Consider the following 17,941-nt stretch of genomic DNA (forward strand, 5'->3'; position numbering starts at 1 on the left):
TCCCGTCCAAAAAGACGAAAGAACCTATCAGCCGTGTCCAAGCCTATCGAATCATGAAAGAGGCAGGAGAGGCGCTCGGTATGGAGAATGTCGGGACTCACTCGTTGCGTAAGAGCTTCGGTTATCATTTCTATCAGAAGAACAAGGATATCGCCATGTTGCAAGATATTTTCAACCACTCGTCCGAGAGGGTCACGAAGATATATATCGGGATTGCACAGGATGAGATTGATAGAGCAATGGATGACTTCTTTATTTGATAACTGGAGAGGGAGCAGGGTGAAAGAATGAAGAGAATCGAACAAGATATTGATAGACAATGGGCTTCCTACCTCCATGACGAAGGCAGGGATGAACGAAGTGAACAGGAACAGAATCAAGACATTTACTTGAGTCGGTTATGGTCGATGCTGTTATTCCTACTTGGGAGCGTCGAAAATGCCTCAAATTCAAGCTATATGCTCCAAGTCGTCAAGACGATGGGGGGAGATAATCACTTCCCACATCTTCATCGCCATCTGTGGAAATCGAATCAAAGTCTTTACATCATCTCGCTCTGTAGACTCGTGGAGCGACCTTCTCGTGATAAGTCGAATGATGTTGTGAATGTCAGCATCTATTCTTTCCTGGAGCAGTTAGAAGAGCATTATGACGTGGTAACGCACAACGGAAGGGTTTTCCCGAACGAGCCTTTCGGGATAGAGGTCATTCAAGAAGCACGGACACGACTCAACAAGCATCAAGATTCCATGAATGCATTGTTCATGATTCGAAATAAGTTAGAAGGTCATACGGACTATGAATATGCCTTGAATCAAAAAAGAATCATGAAGGACGTTGGAAAGTTTCAAGAAAGACATTTCATGCTTTATGAGGAATGTCGTGATATCGTTCGAGAGTTCTTCAAACTGCTTTGTTTCCATACCCCAGAAAGCTTCAACAGAGAGGTCTTGATAGCCGATGAGTTGAAGCATGCCGCCAAAGTGATACGAAGTATGAACAAGAGACCATAAGAGGTCTCTTTTTTAGTTTTTATTTTGACTTTAGTCAAAAAATAAATTATGTTATAGTTTATTTATGAATAATTGATTGGCGTATCGAGTCCAGTTCTCCGGCATTTCCGGAACAGCGATTGAATAGGATAAAAGGTCATTTAATAACAGGAGCATATTTGCCTATTCGGAAGGAGAAATGGAAATGAAGTATTTCTTAGAAAAAGAGGATGCCTTTTCGTATATCAAGGAAAATTATGAATCACTCGGGTTGCACGGCATTTTTTTCTTAGTTGAGCCACTGGATGCGGGCGACGAGAAAAGATATTGGGTGTCTCAATTGCATTCTGAGGTGACAGCAAGAATGTCGAGTCTCGTCAAATATTCTGAACCAGAATTGGAAGAGAAGCGATACCGGTTGTGGGAGTTCATATCAATGGCTCAATGGGAAGATGGATTGAAGAATGCTCATTATCTATACCGAGATTATCAACTTGCATTCCCTAATGAGAACTTGCCACTTATGAAGAAAGAGAAAAAACTAAGCACCTTTACAAACATCAGTTTTATTATCGTCAATTAATCAGTATCAAAGTATCCAGTTAGCGTACCATTCTTCCCCGTCATAACGGTTGAGCATCTCGCCACGATGAGTGGCATCCGTGACGATGGAAGGCAATGCGTTCTCAAACATCGAGTCTTCGACATGGTACAGGAGCAACCAGTAGCCACCGGCTTCCCTCTCGACGAATGCCAAGCAATGTTCAGGGTATTTGCTCTCGGTCACGATGAGATACCCTGGCTGAAAATGGTCTCGTAGTACAGGGCGCCAAATCATATACAACATATGCTCTTCCATACTGACGATGACGGTACCAATGAATGTGAACATCTTATCCCTCCTGAAATGAGTGTAACAGAAGTGGATGAGATGAGGATGAATAGGAGGTCTAGTGATGATTACGACAGAGAAGTGTAAATGGTGTGAAGGAAGCGGCATCGACAGTGATGGTGTTGCAATGGGAAACCCTTATCCATGTTCTGATTGTGAAGGAACGGGTTTCAAGCATAAGCAAGCGGGACGCACGCTCTTTTTAGAAGAGTGGAATCGTGAAGATGAAACGATTGGAATGGATGACAATCCAGTCCGTCGATTAATGCAGGAAGAGAGAGGTTGATGGCATATGAACGATGCATATGAAGTCATTTATAAAGTGGGTACAAGTGATGAAATTCGTGAGGTCGTGTTGTCACCATATGAGCACGCAGTGGAGGAGAGACTGGAGAAAAAGTGTAAGCACGGTTATAAGCGGTATATTCTCGGCAGTTACATTATCAGCATTACAAAAATCCCATACGAACAGGTTCGTCTATCGGACTTATCTCTTGAGGAGCTACTTGAAACGCTCAAAGATTTTAAGGATTTGGGTCTCTTATAAAAAACAGGAGGTAGCTTGTCCGTCACTTTGAAAAAGTGGAGGGTTTGCCAAGTGCCGATTTGTTCTTAATGTTGTTAGGTGTCGAATTGTAATAATTCTATCAAGTCAATAATAAACAATGAGGAGTGACTTTATGAAAATCATCGTGAATAACACGGCAGAGCTCAAGCTAATCCAGGAATTCGCAGAACTATTATGTGGAGGCGGATTAGAAGCGGTTGAGAAAGACGACATCGAATGTTCTGCAGATGGGAATACACCATACTTTTCGAATGACGAGTACCTGTTCCTCAACAATGCGTTTCAGAATCTAACGGTCGAGACCGACGCAAAAGAAACGCCGTTAGAAACAGATGCAGATATCGTTGTTGGGACGTGTGTGTCATGTGGTAAGAAAACGGAAGGGGTTCTGGATGCTCAAGATGTGGATTATGAGGAATACAAACGTCTGACATCGAAAGAATCAATCGAAGATTGGAAATGTATGGACTGCTATTCATTATGATGGGCTTAAAAGGAGATGTTCAAAAACATCTCCTTCTCATTAAATCAGGATAATAAAGGGGTGGTATGAATGACAGTACAAGAACTATTAGATGAATTAAACAAGGTCGAGAACAAAGAAAAAGTAGTCATCTTTGAGGTCGATGATATCTTGACCTATGCACATGGCTATCAATTCCTCGCCGAATGTGTAAACGAAGACGACGACAGTATCAAAATCTCTTAACAAGGAGTGTCTATCATGTCTGAGATGAACATTGAGCATCAAAGCCTTATCTTTAATCAGATGGAGAGTGAAGGTTACATTCTTGAAATCGTCCCCCACGACCAATCTGAGGTATCAAGTGACAATGACGAGCTCATTGAAAAAGGGATGTTAAAGAAAATCACTTATACGGCGTCCATCTTTAATTCGGATATCACAGACTTAATCGATGCACGTTCGTGCGAGACATTTGCTGAAGCATTGAAATGGGCGACAAAATGGTATCTATCTTTCTCTAAAAAGAAAATCGAGATTCAATGAATAGGAGTGAAATATATGAATAAACAAGACTTGCTCACAGAGGAAAATGCACTGAAAAACATCGTCAACTATGCAATGAACGTTTTCCCAAAATCGTTCATCAACAATTCGAATGAGTTCATTATTGAGCCACGTAACAATGTGTATTTCGGACTGTATGATGTGAAGACTGAGTTTGATTTTCGTTGTAAGATGTTCGAATGGTTGTCACGACCAATCGCTTATGAATTGAACAAATATTGGGCACCAAAACTACTAAACGGCTTTAACCGGTTGTTGAAAACTAATTTCACGAAATCGGATATGGAAATTATCTATGCCAAACTCGGGAATTGTGTCAATCGTCCGTTGACCATTCGATTCATCGAGTCAGGTTACGACCTTTCGATTTTGACGGATTCCAATCAAACAGGACAAGGGGCGTGAATAGGGTGAATCGACATACGTATGCACAATGGGGAGAAGAAGCATTGTCCATCTTAGCAAAGGGGACGTATACCGCTCCGAGCGGGAAGGAGAACGATATCAAGGAGCTTCTCACGACATCCATCGTCTCAAGTAAGCTCTATACGCCGAAGGAGGTCACACGGATGGATGCGGAAATGCCGGTCGTTGATAACCGACAGCATACGAGCATCGAAGTGACAAATGAAACAACTTTGGAAGCCTCAAAACGTCTTGTATCTGAAGGAGAAAAAGTTGTCTGTCTAAATTTCGCATCAGGTAAACATCCAGGCGGAGGGTTCTTGAGTGGAGCACGTGCCCAAGAAGAGAGTCTCGCACGTTCGTCCGGTTTGTATCCGACCATCGCACAAATGAAAGAGATGTATCAACACAACAAGAAGAAATGGGGATATTACTCGGACTATATGGTGTATTCTCCTGATGTTCCGGTGTTTCGTGCAGATACGGGAGAATTCGAAGAGAATCCTTACGTCGTCTCAATGATTACATCACCGGCTGTCAACGCTTCAATCGTGATGCGTTCAAACCCTTCTGAACGAAAGGTCATCTCGAACAAGATGAAAGAACGTATTCGCAAGGTGCTTGCGGTTGCTCGTGCGAATGGGGATGATGTCATCGTCTTGGGAGCATTCGGATGCGGTGTATTTGGAAACTCTCCTACAGAAGTAGCAAGACTCTTCAAAGAGGCTTTAGAGGATGAACGATACAAAGGGTGGTTCAAGAAAGTGGTCTTTGCCATCTATGAGCCAGGAAATCCTAAGAACAGACCTGCGTTTGAGCAGTTGTTTGGAATCACGAAACAATGATAGTGAAAGGAGTCGATAATCTTGCTGAAAGTGAACAAAGATGAAGATAAATGGTCACGGTGCTATTCTTGTTACGCCGATGAAGACTTATTACGTATAACCATTGGACTCGATGACAGTAACGCCTGTGGTCAATCACAGTTGATACTCTGTCCGAAGTGTCTTTCTACTCTTCATGAGAAAACGAAACCTTTTCTTCAGGACGACTGCAATACATGACAATGAAACCACGAAGATTCGTTCTTTGTGGTTTTTCTTTTTGACATTTTGTTTTTAGTTACTCCAGAGCATAGGATACAGAAACGGAAAAATGGTGTGAATATCACAATATAGTTAGGTAAACAAATCTGTTAGAGGAGTGTTGCGGATGAGTTGTACAGAGGTGTATGGCATCCATCAGGATGGTTCGGTGAAGTTGTATGAGGAAGTTGATAATTCATGGGGAATGCACCCGTTTATCTGGCGTGAGATTGAAGAACGCCATCTTCCGATTTTTCGCCCACACTCTATTCCTGCGAGAATCCCAGACGATAAGATTGAATCTTATATGGGTTTTCGACCATCACGTTTCTCACTTGAGGGACTGAAAGAGATATGGGATTTATTTAATACTCAACGGCTTACGAAGACGGAGAGATGGATGTTGGGGAGTACATTTGACCGGGTCATTGTCATGAAGGAAGGATTTGACGAACTGATTCAAGCATTTCGTACATTCTCAGATAAAGAGAATCATAGCCTCAATGAATTGGCGAACGTCTATGAAAAGATGCAGGCAGACGATGACATAATCGGTGTCGCTTGGAGTACTAGCTTGGGGGATTATCCCTGGTTTGATGTCGAGTGGGTCGATGCGAGTCATCCGGACTACGAAGAACTGGATGCCGGTGAGGATGGTTTTAGCCCGATTCATGTGCCCTACAACATCTTGACCTCTAAGAATCCAAAACATTGGATTCTAAATGAACGTATGAAGGGTTACACACAGGAGGTCTCGACATGAAACCTATCGAGATTTGCCCGACTTGTGGCGCCAAGATGGATGCAGAATTTGTAGATATCGGCATCGGATTTCAGCAATTGACACCATATGAGTGTGGCGTTTGTGAAGATGTTAAGTATCATTACTTCTCGTACAAGGAACATACGGAGTCGTTAGGTGCACGACCATTATCCTATGATGAATGGATAGCACAACTTCCTACGAGTCAAATGAAAACAAAGGAGAGTGAATGATGATGGCGACAGATAAACAAAAAGCTTTAATCAAGCGAATTGAGAGGTATCTTCCGGTCAAATATGAAGGGAATAGTGTGAAGGATGCAAGTGCGTTCATCACGAAGCATCTCCCTGAATATCGGGAAGTGGTTGAAATTTGTAGTTCAGCGATGTATGACGCCTTGATGGTGGGCGACCATTAATTGAAATGGAGATGAAGGAAAATGTACATTCGATATGAGTTATTTTTCGATGGTATCCCTCAAGACATCGGGTTCATGAATGGCTTGGGAGAAATCGAACTGAGCTACGACGAGAACGAAGAGCTGATGGACGTGTTCGAAAAAGAGTTGCCGCTCGTCCCTCAAAGTGCATATAAAGATTCATGTTCAGCGTTTTATCCGGCATGCTACTTCACCGAGCAGGGGATACGGAAGTTTGACAAGCACATCGAATGTTTGATTGATGCAATCCATAACAAACAATGCAACTGGACTGTCAATAAGATTACGTTATCAAACGTATCGAGTGAAGACATCTTATACCAAGACGATTATCAAGCGGTCATCAAGACCCCTTATGCGTCTAATGAGTTGACTGCTTAAAGAAGCCTTTTGGCTTCTTTTTCATATTCTCCTCTTCATTCGAATAAGATAACGATGTATCAATCAAAGGTGTGGATTCACAATTTACTTTAAAAAGGAGACCGATTTTATGGCAAAATTACTGAAGACGGCATCAGAAATGCAATGTGTAACACGAGAGGTCAAACATTATTTTATTTCGAAATTTTACCCTGCTCATGAGCAACGTTGTCACAATGACCGATGGATGGAGCCTGACCAATGGCTAGAAATCGAAGTGGACGAAGACACATATAAAGCGACGAAACGTTCAGATAAACGAGGGATTCAAATTGAAGAAATTCATGTCCCGTATGACGAGTTCGTTTCCAAGTGGGAAAAACAACTCCCAGTCTCACTGCGTTGGGCACAACGTTTGCCAAACCTTGAGAACGTAGAAAATGCTATTTTCGCAGTGAAACAATATGGATATATCCTTGATGTTCAATGCGAACAACTTTCTCAGCTGAACGATATTCATTCAGAGTTGAAGCTCAAAGCAAAGCGGGCTGAACGTGAAGGTCTCAATGAAATACTCGTTTCTCTCCAACCAAAACTTGAAGCGCTTCAAGCAGAGGAAGAAGTGAAACGACGTGAAAAAGCCGCCCGAGATGCTGAAAAAGCGGAGCTGAAGCGTTTGAAACGAATCGCAAAGCTGAAGAAAGAGTTGGGAGAACTAGAGCAATAAGAATAAAGTCAAACGATTAGGAAGGATGAATAAGATGGGTGCAAAAGGATTGATTCGGATTCAGGACAGCATAGAATCACTTCAGGATGACAGAAAGGGAACACGAAGCTACCCACGTCTTGACCGTAGATGGCAAGATGTCCTGGAGCTCAGTAGACAGAAACGTGATGACGATAAATACCTGATGGAGTTAGATAGTTTACTCCATGTCATGGAGCGGTTATCAATCTATGAAGACATCCTGGAACACGTTCAGAAAATTGGTGGGAAACGAGTCATCGATATCGGGTGCGCTAATGGACATCAGAGTGAGGTTTTTATTAATTCTGAGGTCAAGTATTCTGGATTAGAGTTGTTTGAAGTGGATTTCTTCAATCGAGACACATGTGAATACAAGGTTGCCACCTACCCATGTGAATTAAACACATCAGACGGTGATGTCGGCGTTTCGGTTTTATGTCTGACTTGGAACTGTTTCCTGTGGGATGGAGAGAAAACATTGCATCAGCAATGTGCCGCACTCAAACGAGACTTCTCTGATTGTATTTTATATACAACATCCGATAAGTTGCCTGTCATCACACAATACTTCGCAAAAGTCGATAGAATCGGAATGAATCTTTATCATTTCAGCAATTGAGGGGGTAATTTGCTGATTCTTACCACCGCAATATAAAAGAGAGCGCATGCGCTCTCTTTTTCTTATGCAGTCACGCTTGGTCGGTCATTGTAAAGACCTCGCACCATCTTTCGAGGTGAGGCATCGTTGTCAACGAAGGCAGTACGACCATGAGCAATCTTGTCATTGGCGAATAGGATTCCCTGATTCGATTTCAGTTTTAAAATCGTCGAGAACCCGCTTCCACGTGGGATGAGCCCACACATAAAGCCGAATGCCTCTCGTAGATGAGGGACTCGCTCGAACCCATACTCCCAATCTGCACTGGTATCCAAAGTGAAACGAGAGATGACCTCGCCATTCTCAAGCACTTTGAACGCCGGTTCGACAACTTCGACGCCATCCCCTAGAATAGAGCGTCTACGGAGAGACTCCGGATGCAACATTGCCTCCGCCCAGAGCGGATTGAATGATTTTAGCAAGTGAAATGCATTCACTGAGTCAAATAGTATCGTATCTCCACCTTCTTCGGCTTCTTGTACACAATACAGGATGGTAGCGGGAACCGCTCCAATCGGTTCGAATGTAGCATCGGAATGCAATCCTTGTGCATTACTGTTATCGAATACGACATGATTGCTCTGTTTCGAGCTTGTGATGGTGTTGAGGCTGTTCGTCCTGAACATCGTCCCAAATTTTTCACGATTATACGTAGTCACATATGTTCCACCCAAATGAAGTTTCTCTGCCACATCCAAGATTAGTTCATCCGGTTGTCGTTCATCCTCAATTTCAAATATGACAAAGCCATATTCATTAAATCGTCGTATCAACTCCAATTTTACTTCTTCCGTCAGTTTATCCACATTCACAGCTGTTGAAGCATCTCTATCATCAATCTTGCTGTTTACGCTCCGTTCTTCCACTAATACAAATGGTTTCATAATTACATCCCCCTTTGTTCTCATATCATTAAAATTTACAGGCGAAAATCCTGAATAACCCATTTTATTGGCTGAATGTTAAAATATTCATAGACTTTTTTTAAAAACCATTGATTGTGGCAGTTGCTATCGGTTAGACTATCAGTGTTGTGTCGGAAGGTTAAATGTCTGGCATGATGTCTCGTTCCCTAGTATATTTTTCATAGCCCTGAAAACTTACAAAGGTAACAAAATGATGTTTGGGGTCTGTCACCCCCTTACGCAAACAAAAAGAGCCCAATGCATAAGCAGGGCTCTTTTTGTTTGCATTATTCAGTCGGTTCCGTCACACCTTTTTCAAGGAATACGATACGACTCTTCGCTTTATTCTCTGTCATGACGAAGACTTGAATATAACTTCCTCTTAACGTGAACGTATATTCACCATTTTCATTCGTGTAGGCTGTTTGTAGGTTCCCGTAGCTATAGTAGTCACCATAACTCGACTTCTGTAGGAACACTTTCGCATTCGGAACTGGTCGCCCGCTAGAATCGGTCACTTTACCTCGGATGTAATGACTTGAATATCCCGAAACGCCCAAACTGATTTTATTTGGAACGGTACCCACTACCGGAGCCGGTGGATTGATGGTCACCGTTGTAATCGCTTGACCTGAAGGGGTCTGGATTGAAAGGTTCGTTGTTCCGACTCGTGCATATACCATTCCGGTGGAGTTCGCCCGTACTTGCCCGGAGTAACTGCCATTCGCATTTGTTGTGACCGTGCCTGAGAATGCACCAGAAATGGTCACTGTTTGGTTCGCCACAGGTTTTCCATCTTGGTCGAGGAGAATACCAGAAACGGTGTAATATTTCCCTTGTTCCATTGTGCTAGGCTTGTTCATCGTCAACTGTTTTGGTGTAGAAGTCACGACACTTACACTTGTAAGAGCATCTCCGTTCGGAGTCGTCATGGACACCGGTTGACCCTCGATTGTCGCAGTTACGTCTCCTGAACTGTTCGCTTCGAGTGTGGCGTTGAATGCGCCATTTTTATCGGTAGTGAAGGTTCCGCTCAAGGCACCATCCACCTCAACCTTGGCGTTCGGAACAGGGTTTCCATATGCGTCTTCAACAACGCCTGAAACAGATACACTCTCTCCTGCGTTGACGGTATCAGGAAGAGATACGACTACCTTTTCTGGTGTTGCGGAGTTGACAACAATCACATCACCCATCGTATATTCGAATCCGTCTCCCTTGATAGTAAGTCCACCTGTACCGGTCTTGGTCGGAGCTTCATAATCAAACATAAATTCCCCATCTACTGTAGGGTTCTCATTCGATACCACGCCGACATCCGTTGACACATCGAATGAAGTGCCATCTTTCACGCTGTTCCCATAGAGGTCTTCAGCTTCCCCTTTGATTGTGTAGTCTTCACCGGCAACGATTTTATCAGGAAGTTCAACATCAACGGAATTTGTTTTACCTGGCGTGAATTCTACCTCAGCACTGCCGGTTTCGATGAAACTGTCTTGGAATGCGTTGTCTACGAGCTGATACGTCAATGACACATCATTCGCAGAGTGCTCTGAAATCTTCACCTCTGCTTTCCCGTCCTCAAGCTGTTCAATGATGGGTTCGGTCAAAGTCGAGGCAACTTTGGCATTTCCTTCTCCTTTACCTTCGACGATGATTGTTGCATCGATAGCAGGGTTCCCGTAATCATCTGTTGCTTCAACCTTGAGAATCGCATCTTCTTCAACCGATACTTGCACATCTTCTAGTTCTGCAGAGAGCTGAGATGCTTCTCCTACACCAGAACCGGTTTTGAATACGACTCCTTCATCAAAGTTGACGACCGGAAGATTGCCTTTCAATGCCTTCTGATAATCACTCTTCACAAGAACAGTTGCCGAGTACGCCGTATATCGGTCAAAGTCTTGATGTTTCTCGATAGAGACGACACCGTCCATATAAGATGCTTGATGAAGCGTCTTGTCTCCAGATTCGGAAGTCAAGAGGACTGCGAAGTCTTGTTTCTCCAATTGCTGACGATTTGACTTGAAAGAATGGTCATTCTGGTCAACAGAGAACTGCACGATTCCATTTGGTGCAACTAGACCAAGAGGTGCATCTTGTAATGCCACGACATGTTCCAATCCACCTTTTACCTTTGCATTCATACTCTTCTGCTCTGAAGGGCTCAGGCTTTCAGATTTTGCGAGGGAAGTCATCGGACTTACCACCATCGTCGCTGATAATACCGTCAAGGCGACTTTCTTAGTTCTCTTACTTTGATTTACTTTCAAACTATCTCCTCCTAGTGTGCACAATGAATATGCTTGTTTATTTACAAATGAAATCCCCACCAATACGGAGTGGGGTTTATTTGTTCTAGTGATATAGTAGTTCTGTCATTTTATGAATATTCAACCGAGGCGGTTCTACTTATTCCTTTATTTTGACTATAGTCAAAAAATATGATATAATACTTATACATTCCTTCTAGGGAGGTGGAACATCTTGAAAGAAAGCACTCTTTATGAACCTGTGAAGCGATTCTTGCTTCGTAGTGGATGTTCTGATGTCTATGCCGAGGTAGGGAATTATGATGTCCTCGGGTTGCATGGGACAGTCAATTTCATCGTCGAGATGAAAACATCATTGAACTTCAAGGTAATGGACCAGGCGCTCATAGCCTTGAAATCTGCTCAATACGTGTACATTGCGGTACCACAACGTAAAGGGCAAGTGCCTAAGTCAGTACAGTTACTTTTGAAACAATATAGAATCGGATTGCTTTATGTTGATGGGCAAGAGGTCACTGTCATGGTGCCCGCTCGATATAGTCGGACGGCGACCAAGAACAACGGACACCTGACCATCCGCAATTGTATACGACCTTATCAGGATGAACTGATAGGGGGAGTGAAGTCTGGCGAGAAGAAGACGGACTATAGCGTGACCATCGATACCATCCGCTCATTCTTGAGATATAGCAGACGAGGACGATGGACGACCGTTGAGCAAATCCTGGATTGTTGCGAGACACATTATGCGAACCCTCGCCCTTCGGTCATGGCGACATTACGTGCTGAATGGAACAAAGATTGGGTGGAGACAAGGAAAGTCGGACGTAAGATAGAATTTCGGTACAAAGGAGATGGGGACAGCGATGAAACTACTGGGAGAAGACAGAGAACGATTTCCGGATGAGTTGCTCGTGAAAGCTTATCAAGAATATCAATCAGAGGAATCGTTCGAATCCGCATTGATTGTGAAAGAACGGCTCTTACAAAATCAACAACTCTGTCCTGAAGATGAGTATGCGATTACGGAGCGTTTTGTTGTCAAGACGCTCGCCAAGCGATTTGTAGAACAATACGTCAAAACCCACAGCGACTGATTGTGGGTTTTTATCTTGTCTGATGAATGAATGAGGATTGCCTGAATAAAATAGAGCATGAACAAAGAGTTGGCAGTGACACATCACTTTATTAAAGGGGAGCATGCATATGCATATTCATGAGGTCAAAAAGTTATGCGAGAAAGGTGCACGTTGGGCGGAGCGGAGAGCTAAATGGAATTTGGGAGAACGCAAGCAGTCCTACCTTCATCTTGCTGAACAGTTTCGAGAAGTCGAGAATGACATCGAACGCATTGTGGAGAGGATGAATGACTTTGTTCTTTTGGAAAAAGCACTCTATCACATAGATGTTTTTGACGGTAAACACTTCAGGTGGATGAAGATTCATGAGATTCGTCAATGTCTGCAGAAGATTGAGCGACAGGCTGTATGCACGCTCTACTATCTGAACGATATCGAGATAGAATGGAGAGAACAACGTGAATGCGCTCGATAAAAAGAGACCTCAATGGGGTCTCTTTTTGATGACCTTGCTTATATCTTTTCTAGGAATACTTCGATATTCTAGTATGGGGAGGGGATATCATGACTATCAAAAAACGAGACCCTGAGAAATGGCATCAGCGTCAAATGCCATCGTATATCGAGGTAGGAGAAAAGACTGGACTGATGTTCGAGGACAACAACGGTCAGATACGGACGAGAGCCGAATTCTACGAGATGATGGAGCTTGGTAAATTGTTTTATGACACTCCGGGCGTGGATGAATGGATAACACGTCAAAACAAGATGACACCTTTGTCCACTCATGAATTATTTGAGATGTCGGAATTGGTTGATGAGAAACTCATCCTTCCAAAACCGAGATATACGGAGAAAAAACTTCGAGAATATCAACGAATCGAATGTGATTGGTGTGGGACTATCAAAGAAGGGGAGAAGGATTCATCATTCTTCGTATTGCACGCACGCTTGGACGACAAGCAAAGTGTCGAAGGAAGCTGTTGTCAAAAGGCTTGTGCTGAGAACCTGTGGTATGACCAGGTCATTGAGTGGGTGAATGAGAAGGGATTAAGCGATGTCGTTCATACTGACAAACATATCGGAGCAGAAGGATGACCCTCAACGGGTCGTCTTTTTTATTTAAGTCTCCTGTTGCATAGGATAGAGCATCTCAAACAAAAGAAGGGATAATCTCTATACGATACAGGAGGGATACATGATGATTTTGTATCATGGCACGACAAAGGAAAAATCGGAGAACATCGAAAGGATAGGGTTTTCTTCTGAATATCAAGGGGAGAACGGGAACCATCTCGGAGCAGGTATCTATCTGGCAACGACAAAGAAGCGAGCCAAATGCTACGGGAATGCCATTGTGAGTGTTCAGGTCAATCCGGAACGATTGGTGATGTGGGATGAATGGTATCCGGATTACATGAATCGCTGTCGTGAGGCGTATGAGAGTGGTACACCAACAGAAAAGGTGAATGATGTTGTCGGGGAATCAATCCGCTTACGCTATATGCATGATGGATATACGGGAATCATCATTTCTGCACCCATGAGCCATGCGAAAGAAGTCGTTATCTATGATGAGACTGTCATCGAAAAGGTTTGGCTCTAGCTATCATCAAAAACGGTGAGCGGGTAGCGACTTATTGTCTTCCACTTAAATGATTTTAAATATAGTTATAAATTTAGACTCAAATTTAGTGATAAATTTATTTTACTTTTTATCTTGTTCTTTGTATGATAAGTATATAGAACAAAGTGAGGAGTTGGGATAATGAGATTTCCTAAATTGAGAGACGTCATGATTAGCTTGAGCGAGTTTAAAAAAGAGGTCTCAAACCTTATCGAAAAGAAGGCTACAAAAATCATTGTCAAAAACAATGAACCGGTCGCCGTCATGATGTCTTACGATGATTACGAGGATTTACTGAGCGGACACAAGACTCCTGGAGAGACCTTCATCCTGAGTAATGGAGTGAAAGTGAAGATTGTCGTCACGGAAGAAAATGAGGAAATCGTGACGAAGACCTATATCCAGATGAAGAATTCGGACGAATTCAAATTATACTTCACGCATGGTATGACTATCCCAAAAGTCGAACAGACATTGACGCCAGAAGAATTGGTCGCATCTTATGAGATTGGTGAGGATAAAAACGATTTGTTCAAGATTTTCGAGATGGACCGTGAAAATAAAAAGCAGGAGTGAGATTTTATGAACACAGATAATATTGAAGTTCAAGAAGAATTGGACAATGAAGCATGGAACATGATTAAAGAGCTTTACGAAGATGCATTCAAGGAGTTAGTGGAACGATGAAGAAACTTTCTATGAACCTAGCCACTGCCATCAATCGTCGAATGATTGAAGACTATTCACCAGGTGAAATGGCGGGAGTGAAAGAACAGGGACTCTTGAACAGTGCTATCGAAAGACCGTTCCAGACGATGTTCGGAGATGAGCTGTATCCTGATATCTTTACAAAGGCAACGGCATTGTTCGAGTCGATTGCAAAGAACCACGTGTTCTTTAATGGCAATAAGCGAACGGCTCTGGGCTGTGTGATGTATTTCTTATATATCAACGACCAGAAGTGCGTCCTGCCTACAGATGTAGCCGCAGACCTCGTTGTAGACTTTGTGACGAAGAAGAAGTCGTTTGCGGATGTTGTGGAACTGTTAGAGAAAAACAGCGTATATGCAGGAAAGTAGAAAGAGACCTCTGAGGGGGTCTTTTTTCTGTGAACAAACGAATATAGAGACAAGTTGACGAACCGTGTTTAAAACAACCTCATGTAATAATCAGTATTTCCTTTCTGTAGAATAATTGAGACAAAAAAAGGAGGGGATAGCGTGTTAAAAATGATTTTAGTTAGCATTGTATTTATTGTTGCATCCAATCGGATTCATAGAAGGGTTATCGGGCTGAGTTGTCTACCTTCAACTCCGCCAACAATCAAGAGGGAAACTCATCTTATGTGGATATTGTTTTATCTTGTGATGATGATAGTAGCAGTTTGGATTAGTGGGATTTCGATTCTCCAAATAGTCGGAGCGGTCATTATATGGCTCTTCTTCTGGATAATGTTTCTGTTTCTTATAACTGTATATGTATATATACGAGAACGAAGAGACCGTTAATGGTCTTTTTGTTTTTGATTCAGATGACTCTAGTACAAATTTTATCAGTATCGAAATTTCTCCAGTAATTAAAAGTCATTTATCATAAAAAAACTTAAAAGGGTAGAGATGATGTCTGAAAAAAATGAAATTATATTTATTTAGAAAACGTTACTTTTCGGAATAGTTTGACCAGTTTCTGAGAGGGGTGATATACTATTATTGGGAGTTTGGTGAAGAACACAATGAAACGGGGCTAACGACATGGGAGACATGGGCATATCTGAAAGGTATTTAATGAATCTATGGGAGCATTTAGATTCTGCATGCGGGAGTCTAGAGCATGCTCAAGAATTGGTAGAAGAATGCGAATTCATACCAAGCTACATAAAACAAGGGATGAGCCAAATTGACTTTTCACTGGTGACAGAGTTGAAAAATCGAGTCGAAGATGAATTATTGAAATTGACCGGCAATGAAGCAATGATAGATGACCTGCGGGAAAACGGAGAGTGTAAAGATGAGTGAAAAACTGGCGTTTGAGAGCATGGCTGTTGCTGAAATCAAGACGATGATTCGACTATGTGATAATGACCCGAACCTAGATTTCTTGCGGATGCTCGGCAAATATAGACAAGAAGTCGTTTATGATAAGAGAGTCTTTGAAGATGAAGAATTTGATGCAATCTGTCAACACGTCTTAGACGACCTAGACGCAGAGGAGAAAAAGAATGAAAAAAACTGCTGACTTTTTAAAGGAGAATATGCCTTTCGTGAAGCTACGCAAAAACCATGCATTGATGACATGGGATGATACAGAGTATAAGATTCCGAGTGACCTCTTTCCGGTGTTAAACAAGCCCTCGTTGCGTTATTTTAGCTATGCGGATACGGATACATTAGGAGCGAATACGAAGTTAGCCCGAATATACGACAGTCTCGAATTCAAGGTCGGATTCTGTTATTCAAACATCGAACAGTATTCTGAAGCGCTCAAAAAAGCGGGTTTGAAGAACTTCAAAATCTATACAGGATGGGTCATCACTTATGGTTTACCGGTTCATCATTGTTGGTTGGTATGGAATGACAAACATGTGATTGACCCGGGCGTCACGCTTGTTGAGAATGCTTACTTGTTGCAAGCGGCAGAGTTAAAGAAAAACAACCCAGAAGCATCCATGGATGAGATGCGTGAATTGTTCGTATCGATTCACAAGAAGTATGAGTCAGCCAACAACACCGAGTATCGAACCTTCGGCAAAGTTGCACCTTTTGCCTTCTACATTGGCACTGAAACGACACCGGTACAGGGGCGTAAAATCTTCAATAAACTCATGAAAGACTATCCCGAGCACCCCTCTTATGCACGTGGCGGAATGAATGGTCAAGGTGAATCGACCTTACAGACCATGTTAAGGAACTCCTGATTATTTATATTGATATAACTATTCCGAAAAACGTCATTTTTGACATAAATAGGAAAAATGAATTGAAAATGAGTGGTGAAAGATATTGAAAGACTTCATGGCACATTCTTTAGAAGAGAAGATTCGGAAACGCCTGATGGGGCTACCCGAATTTGTAGCCGATTATATTTACCGGTTGGAAAACGTCAAAGAAGTTCAAACACTTTTTGAATATAGCAAGGATTTGCAGTTATTCATGGAATTTCTTCATCAACATGACCGTTTTCGTTCTACCTCCCCCGCTTCCATCACCCTTGAGCAATTGGGAACTGTGACGGAGAGAGATGTGCTAGATTTTTTGCAATATTTGAAGTCCTATGACAAGCAGTATCAGTCCTCTACGGGCAAGACATTAACCAAACGCTATCATAATAGCGATGCCGGACGTTCAAGAAAATTGGCTACCCTTCACAGATTTCTTTCGGATTTGGAGCGGAGAAAGCTCATCCCTATTGACCCTTCGAAGCATTTAGACATCAAGGTCAATAAAAAAGCCAAGATTAAGAACCGTCTCTCCCCTGAGCAAATCGAACGATTCTTCTCTGTCATCAAAGAAGATATCAATGCGACGACATCAATGGAGAAGGCGTTCCATGAAAAGGTTAAATATCGTGACAGTATCATCGTTCTCGTTCTTGCGTTCACAGGGATACGCATCAGTGAGTGCGTACAGCTAGACATACAGGATGTTCATTTGGGCAGTGAAATGAACTACCTGGTCGTTGTCAGAAAAGGCGGTGATGAAGAGGTTATCCCCCTCCCCGACCATGTCGCTGAAGAGTTGGGTCAGTATATCCAATTTCGTAGGGGGTTGATGGCGTTACCTGACAAACGTCATCAGGATGCCTTGTTCCTCTCCTTGCAAAAGAAGCGTATTCATGACAAGACGGTTCGTCAATTGTTAGAGAAATATCAGATTCGTAGCGGGATTGATATCAAAATCACTCCCCACGTATTCCGTCGCACGTTTGGAACGAACCACTACAACCAGTTCCAGGACATGTATTTGACCGCTCAAGTGCTTGGACATTCGTCTGCAGAGACAACAAGGAAGTTTTATGCCGACCCGGATGCTGAACGTGTGGCGAGGTCAATGCGTGACTTCAAATATGGAGGTGGAGTCTAATCTCCCCCTCTTTTTTGTTGCCTACCCCTTATGTTCTT

Annotated in this window: 30 protein-coding genes; 27 read left to right on the forward strand and 3 right to left on the reverse strand. The window is 42.6% G+C overall.

Translation table 11 applies throughout. From position 1 onward, the window contains the following. The 3 genes from KNO61_RS10730 to KNO61_RS10740 all read left to right on the forward strand — a co-directional run. On the forward strand, positions 1-260 hold a 260-nt coding region (locus tag KNO61_RS10730; RefSeq protein WP_214873267.1), incomplete at its 5' end, for a tyrosine-type recombinase/integrase. Positions 261-287: 27 nt separating this feature from the next. Continuing rightward, on the forward strand, positions 288-1,013 hold the full coding sequence (locus KNO61_RS10735; protein ID WP_214873270.1) for an AbiU2 domain-containing protein: 726 nt from the start codon (positions 288-290) through the stop codon (positions 1,011-1,013). A 184-nt stretch (positions 1,014-1,197) separates the two neighbouring features. Continuing rightward, positions 1,198-1,575, forward strand: coding sequence for a hypothetical protein (locus tag KNO61_RS10740; RefSeq protein ID WP_214688097.1), 378 nt, complete (start codon positions 1,198-1,200; stop codon positions 1,573-1,575). A 6-nt stretch (positions 1,576-1,581) separates the two neighbouring features. Here KNO61_RS10740 and KNO61_RS10745 read toward each other — a convergent pair whose 3' ends face one another. Next, the gene (locus KNO61_RS10745; RefSeq protein ID WP_214873272.1) at positions 1,582-1,884 is read right to left on the reverse strand and encodes a hypothetical protein; all 303 of its coding nucleotides are present in this window, start codon (positions 1,882-1,884) and stop codon (positions 1,582-1,584) included. Positions 1,885-1,948: 64 nt separating this feature from the next. Between KNO61_RS10745 and KNO61_RS10750 the strand changes: the two genes are divergently transcribed. The 13 genes from KNO61_RS10750 to KNO61_RS10810 all read left to right on the forward strand — a co-directional run bounded on the left by KNO61_RS10750 (position 1,949) and on the right by KNO61_RS10810 (position 7,901). Next, on the forward strand, positions 1,949-2,170 hold the full coding sequence (locus tag KNO61_RS10750) for a hypothetical protein (RefSeq protein WP_214688094.1): 222 nt from the start codon (positions 1,949-1,951) through the stop codon (positions 2,168-2,170). Between the two features lie 6 nt (positions 2,171-2,176). Beyond that, a complete protein-coding gene (locus KNO61_RS10755) occupies positions 2,177-2,431 on the forward strand; it encodes a hypothetical protein (RefSeq protein ID WP_214688093.1) in 255 nt (84 codons plus the stop codon). 133 nt (positions 2,432-2,564) lie between these two features. Beyond that, positions 2,565-2,936, forward strand: coding sequence for a hypothetical protein (locus KNO61_RS10760; protein ID WP_214688092.1), 372 nt, complete (start codon positions 2,565-2,567; stop codon positions 2,934-2,936). Positions 2,937-3,005: 69 nt separating this feature from the next. Continuing rightward, complete coding sequence (locus KNO61_RS10765) at positions 3,006-3,161, forward strand: hypothetical protein (RefSeq protein ID WP_214873274.1); 156 nt, start codon at positions 3,006-3,008, stop codon at positions 3,159-3,161. A 15-nt stretch (positions 3,162-3,176) separates the two neighbouring features. Beyond that, on the forward strand, positions 3,177-3,461 hold the full coding sequence (locus KNO61_RS10770) for a hypothetical protein (protein WP_214873276.1): 285 nt from the start codon (positions 3,177-3,179) through the stop codon (positions 3,459-3,461). A 15-nt stretch (positions 3,462-3,476) separates the two neighbouring features. Continuing rightward, positions 3,477-3,887 carry a hypothetical protein gene (locus KNO61_RS10775; RefSeq protein WP_251030827.1) on the forward strand — a complete coding sequence of 137 codons (411 nt, stop codon included), beginning with the start codon at positions 3,477-3,479 and terminating at the stop codon, positions 3,885-3,887. A gap of 5 nt (positions 3,888-3,892) precedes the next feature. Further along, positions 3,893-4,732, forward strand: coding sequence for a TIGR02452 family protein (locus tag KNO61_RS10780; protein WP_371816601.1), 840 nt, complete (start codon positions 3,893-3,895; stop codon positions 4,730-4,732). Positions 4,733-5,099: 367 nt separating this feature from the next. Then, positions 5,100-5,735, forward strand: coding sequence for a hypothetical protein (locus tag KNO61_RS10785; RefSeq protein WP_214688085.1), 636 nt, complete (start codon positions 5,100-5,102; stop codon positions 5,733-5,735). Further along, positions 5,732-5,968: a hypothetical protein gene (locus KNO61_RS10790; protein ID WP_214688083.1), complete on the forward strand. Its 237-nt coding sequence runs from the start codon at positions 5,732-5,734 to the stop codon at positions 5,966-5,968. Before KNO61_RS10785 ends, KNO61_RS10790 begins: the two co-directional genes overlap by 4 nt. A 2-nt stretch (positions 5,969-5,970) precedes the next feature. After that, on the forward strand, positions 5,971-6,153 hold the full coding sequence (locus tag KNO61_RS10795) for a hypothetical protein (protein WP_214873281.1): 183 nt from the start codon (positions 5,971-5,973) through the stop codon (positions 6,151-6,153). 21 nt (positions 6,154-6,174) lie between these two features. Next, on the forward strand, positions 6,175-6,555 hold the full coding sequence (locus tag KNO61_RS10800) for a hypothetical protein (RefSeq protein ID WP_214688079.1): 381 nt from the start codon (positions 6,175-6,177) through the stop codon (positions 6,553-6,555). A 109-nt stretch (positions 6,556-6,664) separates the two neighbouring features. Next, positions 6,665-7,261, forward strand: coding sequence for a hypothetical protein (locus KNO61_RS10805; RefSeq protein ID WP_214688077.1), 597 nt, complete (start codon positions 6,665-6,667; stop codon positions 7,259-7,261). Between the two features lie 34 nt (positions 7,262-7,295). Next, positions 7,296-7,901 (forward strand): hypothetical protein, encoded by a 606-nt coding sequence (locus KNO61_RS10810; protein ID WP_214873283.1) that lies wholly within the window; start codon positions 7,296-7,298, stop codon positions 7,899-7,901. A 62-nt stretch (positions 7,902-7,963) separates the two neighbouring features. Here the strand turns inward: KNO61_RS10810 and KNO61_RS10815 are convergent, their stop codons facing one another. Both KNO61_RS10815 and KNO61_RS10820 read right to left on the reverse strand, forming a co-directional pair. After that, positions 7,964-8,824, reverse strand: a complete 861-nt coding sequence (locus tag KNO61_RS10815; protein ID WP_214873285.1) for a TauD/TfdA family dioxygenase — start codon at positions 8,822-8,824, stop codon at positions 7,964-7,966. Between the two features lie 308 nt (positions 8,825-9,132). Further along, entirely contained in the window at positions 9,133-11,118 is a 1,986-nt protein-coding gene (locus KNO61_RS10820; RefSeq protein WP_214873287.1) for a carboxypeptidase regulatory-like domain-containing protein, read from the reverse strand. Between the two features lie 214 nt (positions 11,119-11,332). Between KNO61_RS10820 and KNO61_RS10825 the strand changes: the two genes are divergently transcribed. The 11 genes from KNO61_RS10825 (at position 11,333) to KNO61_RS10875 (ending at position 17,903) form a co-directional block, all read left to right on the forward strand. Then, entirely contained in the window at positions 11,333-12,025 is a 693-nt protein-coding gene (locus tag KNO61_RS10825; protein ID WP_251030828.1) for a hypothetical protein, read from the forward strand. After that, positions 11,985-12,215 (forward strand): hypothetical protein, encoded by a 231-nt coding sequence (locus KNO61_RS10830; protein ID WP_214688070.1) that lies wholly within the window; start codon positions 11,985-11,987, stop codon positions 12,213-12,215. The genes KNO61_RS10825 and KNO61_RS10830 overlap by 41 nt, the downstream gene beginning before the upstream one ends. A 109-nt stretch (positions 12,216-12,324) precedes the next feature. Beyond that, positions 12,325-12,672: a hypothetical protein gene (locus tag KNO61_RS10835; RefSeq protein ID WP_214873289.1), complete on the forward strand. Its 348-nt coding sequence runs from the start codon at positions 12,325-12,327 to the stop codon at positions 12,670-12,672. Between the two features lie 89 nt (positions 12,673-12,761). Next, on the forward strand, positions 12,762-13,295 hold the full coding sequence (locus KNO61_RS10840; protein WP_214688066.1) for a hypothetical protein: 534 nt from the start codon (positions 12,762-12,764) through the stop codon (positions 13,293-13,295). 103 nt (positions 13,296-13,398) lie between these two features. After that, complete coding sequence (locus KNO61_RS10845) at positions 13,399-13,803, forward strand: hypothetical protein (protein ID WP_214688064.1); 405 nt, start codon at positions 13,399-13,401, stop codon at positions 13,801-13,803. Positions 13,804-13,965: 162 nt separating this feature from the next. Next, positions 13,966-14,400: a type II toxin-antitoxin system Phd/YefM family antitoxin gene (locus tag KNO61_RS10850; protein WP_214688062.1), complete on the forward strand. Its 435-nt coding sequence runs from the start codon at positions 13,966-13,968 to the stop codon at positions 14,398-14,400. A 107-nt stretch (positions 14,401-14,507) separates the two neighbouring features. Then, positions 14,508-14,903 (forward strand): type II toxin-antitoxin system death-on-curing family toxin, encoded by a 396-nt coding sequence (locus tag KNO61_RS10855; protein ID WP_214688060.1) that lies wholly within the window; start codon positions 14,508-14,510, stop codon positions 14,901-14,903. A gap of 672 nt (positions 14,904-15,575) precedes the next feature. After that, positions 15,576-15,839 (forward strand): hypothetical protein, encoded by a 264-nt coding sequence (locus KNO61_RS10860; RefSeq protein ID WP_214688058.1) that lies wholly within the window; start codon positions 15,576-15,578, stop codon positions 15,837-15,839. Beyond that, positions 15,832-16,059 carry a hypothetical protein gene (locus KNO61_RS10865; RefSeq protein ID WP_214688056.1) on the forward strand — a complete coding sequence of 76 codons (228 nt, stop codon included), beginning with the start codon at positions 15,832-15,834 and terminating at the stop codon, positions 16,057-16,059. The genes KNO61_RS10860 and KNO61_RS10865 overlap by 8 nt, the downstream gene beginning before the upstream one ends. Further along, the gene (locus tag KNO61_RS10870; RefSeq protein ID WP_214873293.1) at positions 16,043-16,738 is read left to right on the forward strand and encodes a hypothetical protein; all 696 of its coding nucleotides are present in this window, start codon (positions 16,043-16,045) and stop codon (positions 16,736-16,738) included. Before KNO61_RS10865 ends, KNO61_RS10870 begins: the two co-directional genes overlap by 17 nt. An 85-nt stretch (positions 16,739-16,823) precedes the next feature. Further along, positions 16,824-17,903: a tyrosine-type recombinase/integrase gene (locus KNO61_RS10875; RefSeq protein ID WP_214688052.1), complete on the forward strand. Its 1,080-nt coding sequence runs from the start codon at positions 16,824-16,826 to the stop codon at positions 17,901-17,903. Positions 17,904-17,941 lie beyond the last annotated feature (38 nt).

This window comes from Exiguobacterium sp. s140 (genome assembly GCF_018617035.1).
Classification (GTDB): domain Bacteria; phylum Bacillota; class Bacilli; order Exiguobacteriales; family Exiguobacteriaceae; genus Exiguobacterium; species Exiguobacterium profundum.

Excerpts from the sequence above, each read along its gene's own strand:
- KNO61_RS10735 (WP_214873270.1), top strand. The coding sequence starts at position 288 with ATGAAGAGAATCGAACAAGATATTGATAGACAATGGGCTTCCTACCTC.
- KNO61_RS10740 (WP_214688097.1), top strand. The coding sequence starts at position 1,198 with ATGAAGTATTTCTTAGAAAAAGAGGATGCCTTTTCGTATATCAAGGAA.
- KNO61_RS10745 (WP_214873272.1), bottom strand. The coding sequence starts at position 1,884 with ATGTTCACATTCATTGGTACCGTCATCGTCAGTATGGAAGAGCATATG.
- KNO61_RS10750 (WP_214688094.1), top strand. The coding sequence starts at position 1,949 with ATGATTACGACAGAGAAGTGTAAATGGTGTGAAGGAAGCGGCATCGAC.
- KNO61_RS10755 (WP_214688093.1), top strand. The coding sequence starts at position 2,177 with ATGAACGATGCATATGAAGTCATTTATAAAGTGGGTACAAGTGATGAA.
- KNO61_RS10760 (WP_214688092.1), top strand. The coding sequence starts at position 2,565 with ATGAAAATCATCGTGAATAACACGGCAGAGCTCAAGCTAATCCAGGAA.
- KNO61_RS10765 (WP_214873274.1), top strand. The coding sequence starts at position 3,006 with ATGACAGTACAAGAACTATTAGATGAATTAAACAAGGTCGAGAACAAA.
- KNO61_RS10770 (WP_214873276.1), top strand. The coding sequence starts at position 3,177 with ATGTCTGAGATGAACATTGAGCATCAAAGCCTTATCTTTAATCAGATG.
- KNO61_RS10775 (WP_251030827.1), top strand. The coding sequence starts at position 3,477 with ATGAATAAACAAGACTTGCTCACAGAGGAAAATGCACTGAAAAACATC.
- KNO61_RS10785 (WP_214688085.1), top strand. The coding sequence starts at position 5,100 with ATGAGTTGTACAGAGGTGTATGGCATCCATCAGGATGGTTCGGTGAAG.
- KNO61_RS10790 (WP_214688083.1), top strand. The coding sequence starts at position 5,732 with ATGAAACCTATCGAGATTTGCCCGACTTGTGGCGCCAAGATGGATGCA.
- KNO61_RS10795 (WP_214873281.1), top strand. The coding sequence starts at position 5,971 with ATGGCGACAGATAAACAAAAAGCTTTAATCAAGCGAATTGAGAGGTAT.
- KNO61_RS10800 (WP_214688079.1), top strand. The coding sequence starts at position 6,175 with ATGTACATTCGATATGAGTTATTTTTCGATGGTATCCCTCAAGACATC.
- KNO61_RS10805 (WP_214688077.1), top strand. The coding sequence starts at position 6,665 with ATGGCAAAATTACTGAAGACGGCATCAGAAATGCAATGTGTAACACGA.
- KNO61_RS10810 (WP_214873283.1), top strand. The coding sequence starts at position 7,296 with ATGGGTGCAAAAGGATTGATTCGGATTCAGGACAGCATAGAATCACTT.
- KNO61_RS10815 (WP_214873285.1), bottom strand. The coding sequence starts at position 8,824 with ATGAAACCATTTGTATTAGTGGAAGAACGGAGCGTAAACAGCAAGATT.
- KNO61_RS10830 (WP_214688070.1), top strand. The coding sequence starts at position 11,985 with ATGAAACTACTGGGAGAAGACAGAGAACGATTTCCGGATGAGTTGCTC.
- KNO61_RS10835 (WP_214873289.1), top strand. The coding sequence starts at position 12,325 with ATGCATATTCATGAGGTCAAAAAGTTATGCGAGAAAGGTGCACGTTGG.
- KNO61_RS10840 (WP_214688066.1), top strand. The coding sequence starts at position 12,762 with ATGACTATCAAAAAACGAGACCCTGAGAAATGGCATCAGCGTCAAATG.
- KNO61_RS10845 (WP_214688064.1), top strand. The coding sequence starts at position 13,399 with ATGATTTTGTATCATGGCACGACAAAGGAAAAATCGGAGAACATCGAA.
- KNO61_RS10850 (WP_214688062.1), top strand. The coding sequence starts at position 13,966 with ATGAGATTTCCTAAATTGAGAGACGTCATGATTAGCTTGAGCGAGTTT.
- KNO61_RS10855 (WP_214688060.1), top strand. The coding sequence starts at position 14,508 with ATGAAGAAACTTTCTATGAACCTAGCCACTGCCATCAATCGTCGAATG.
- KNO61_RS10860 (WP_214688058.1), top strand. The coding sequence starts at position 15,576 with ATGGGAGACATGGGCATATCTGAAAGGTATTTAATGAATCTATGGGAG.
- KNO61_RS10865 (WP_214688056.1), top strand. The coding sequence starts at position 15,832 with ATGAGTGAAAAACTGGCGTTTGAGAGCATGGCTGTTGCTGAAATCAAG.
- KNO61_RS10870 (WP_214873293.1), top strand. The coding sequence starts at position 16,043 with ATGAAAAAAACTGCTGACTTTTTAAAGGAGAATATGCCTTTCGTGAAG.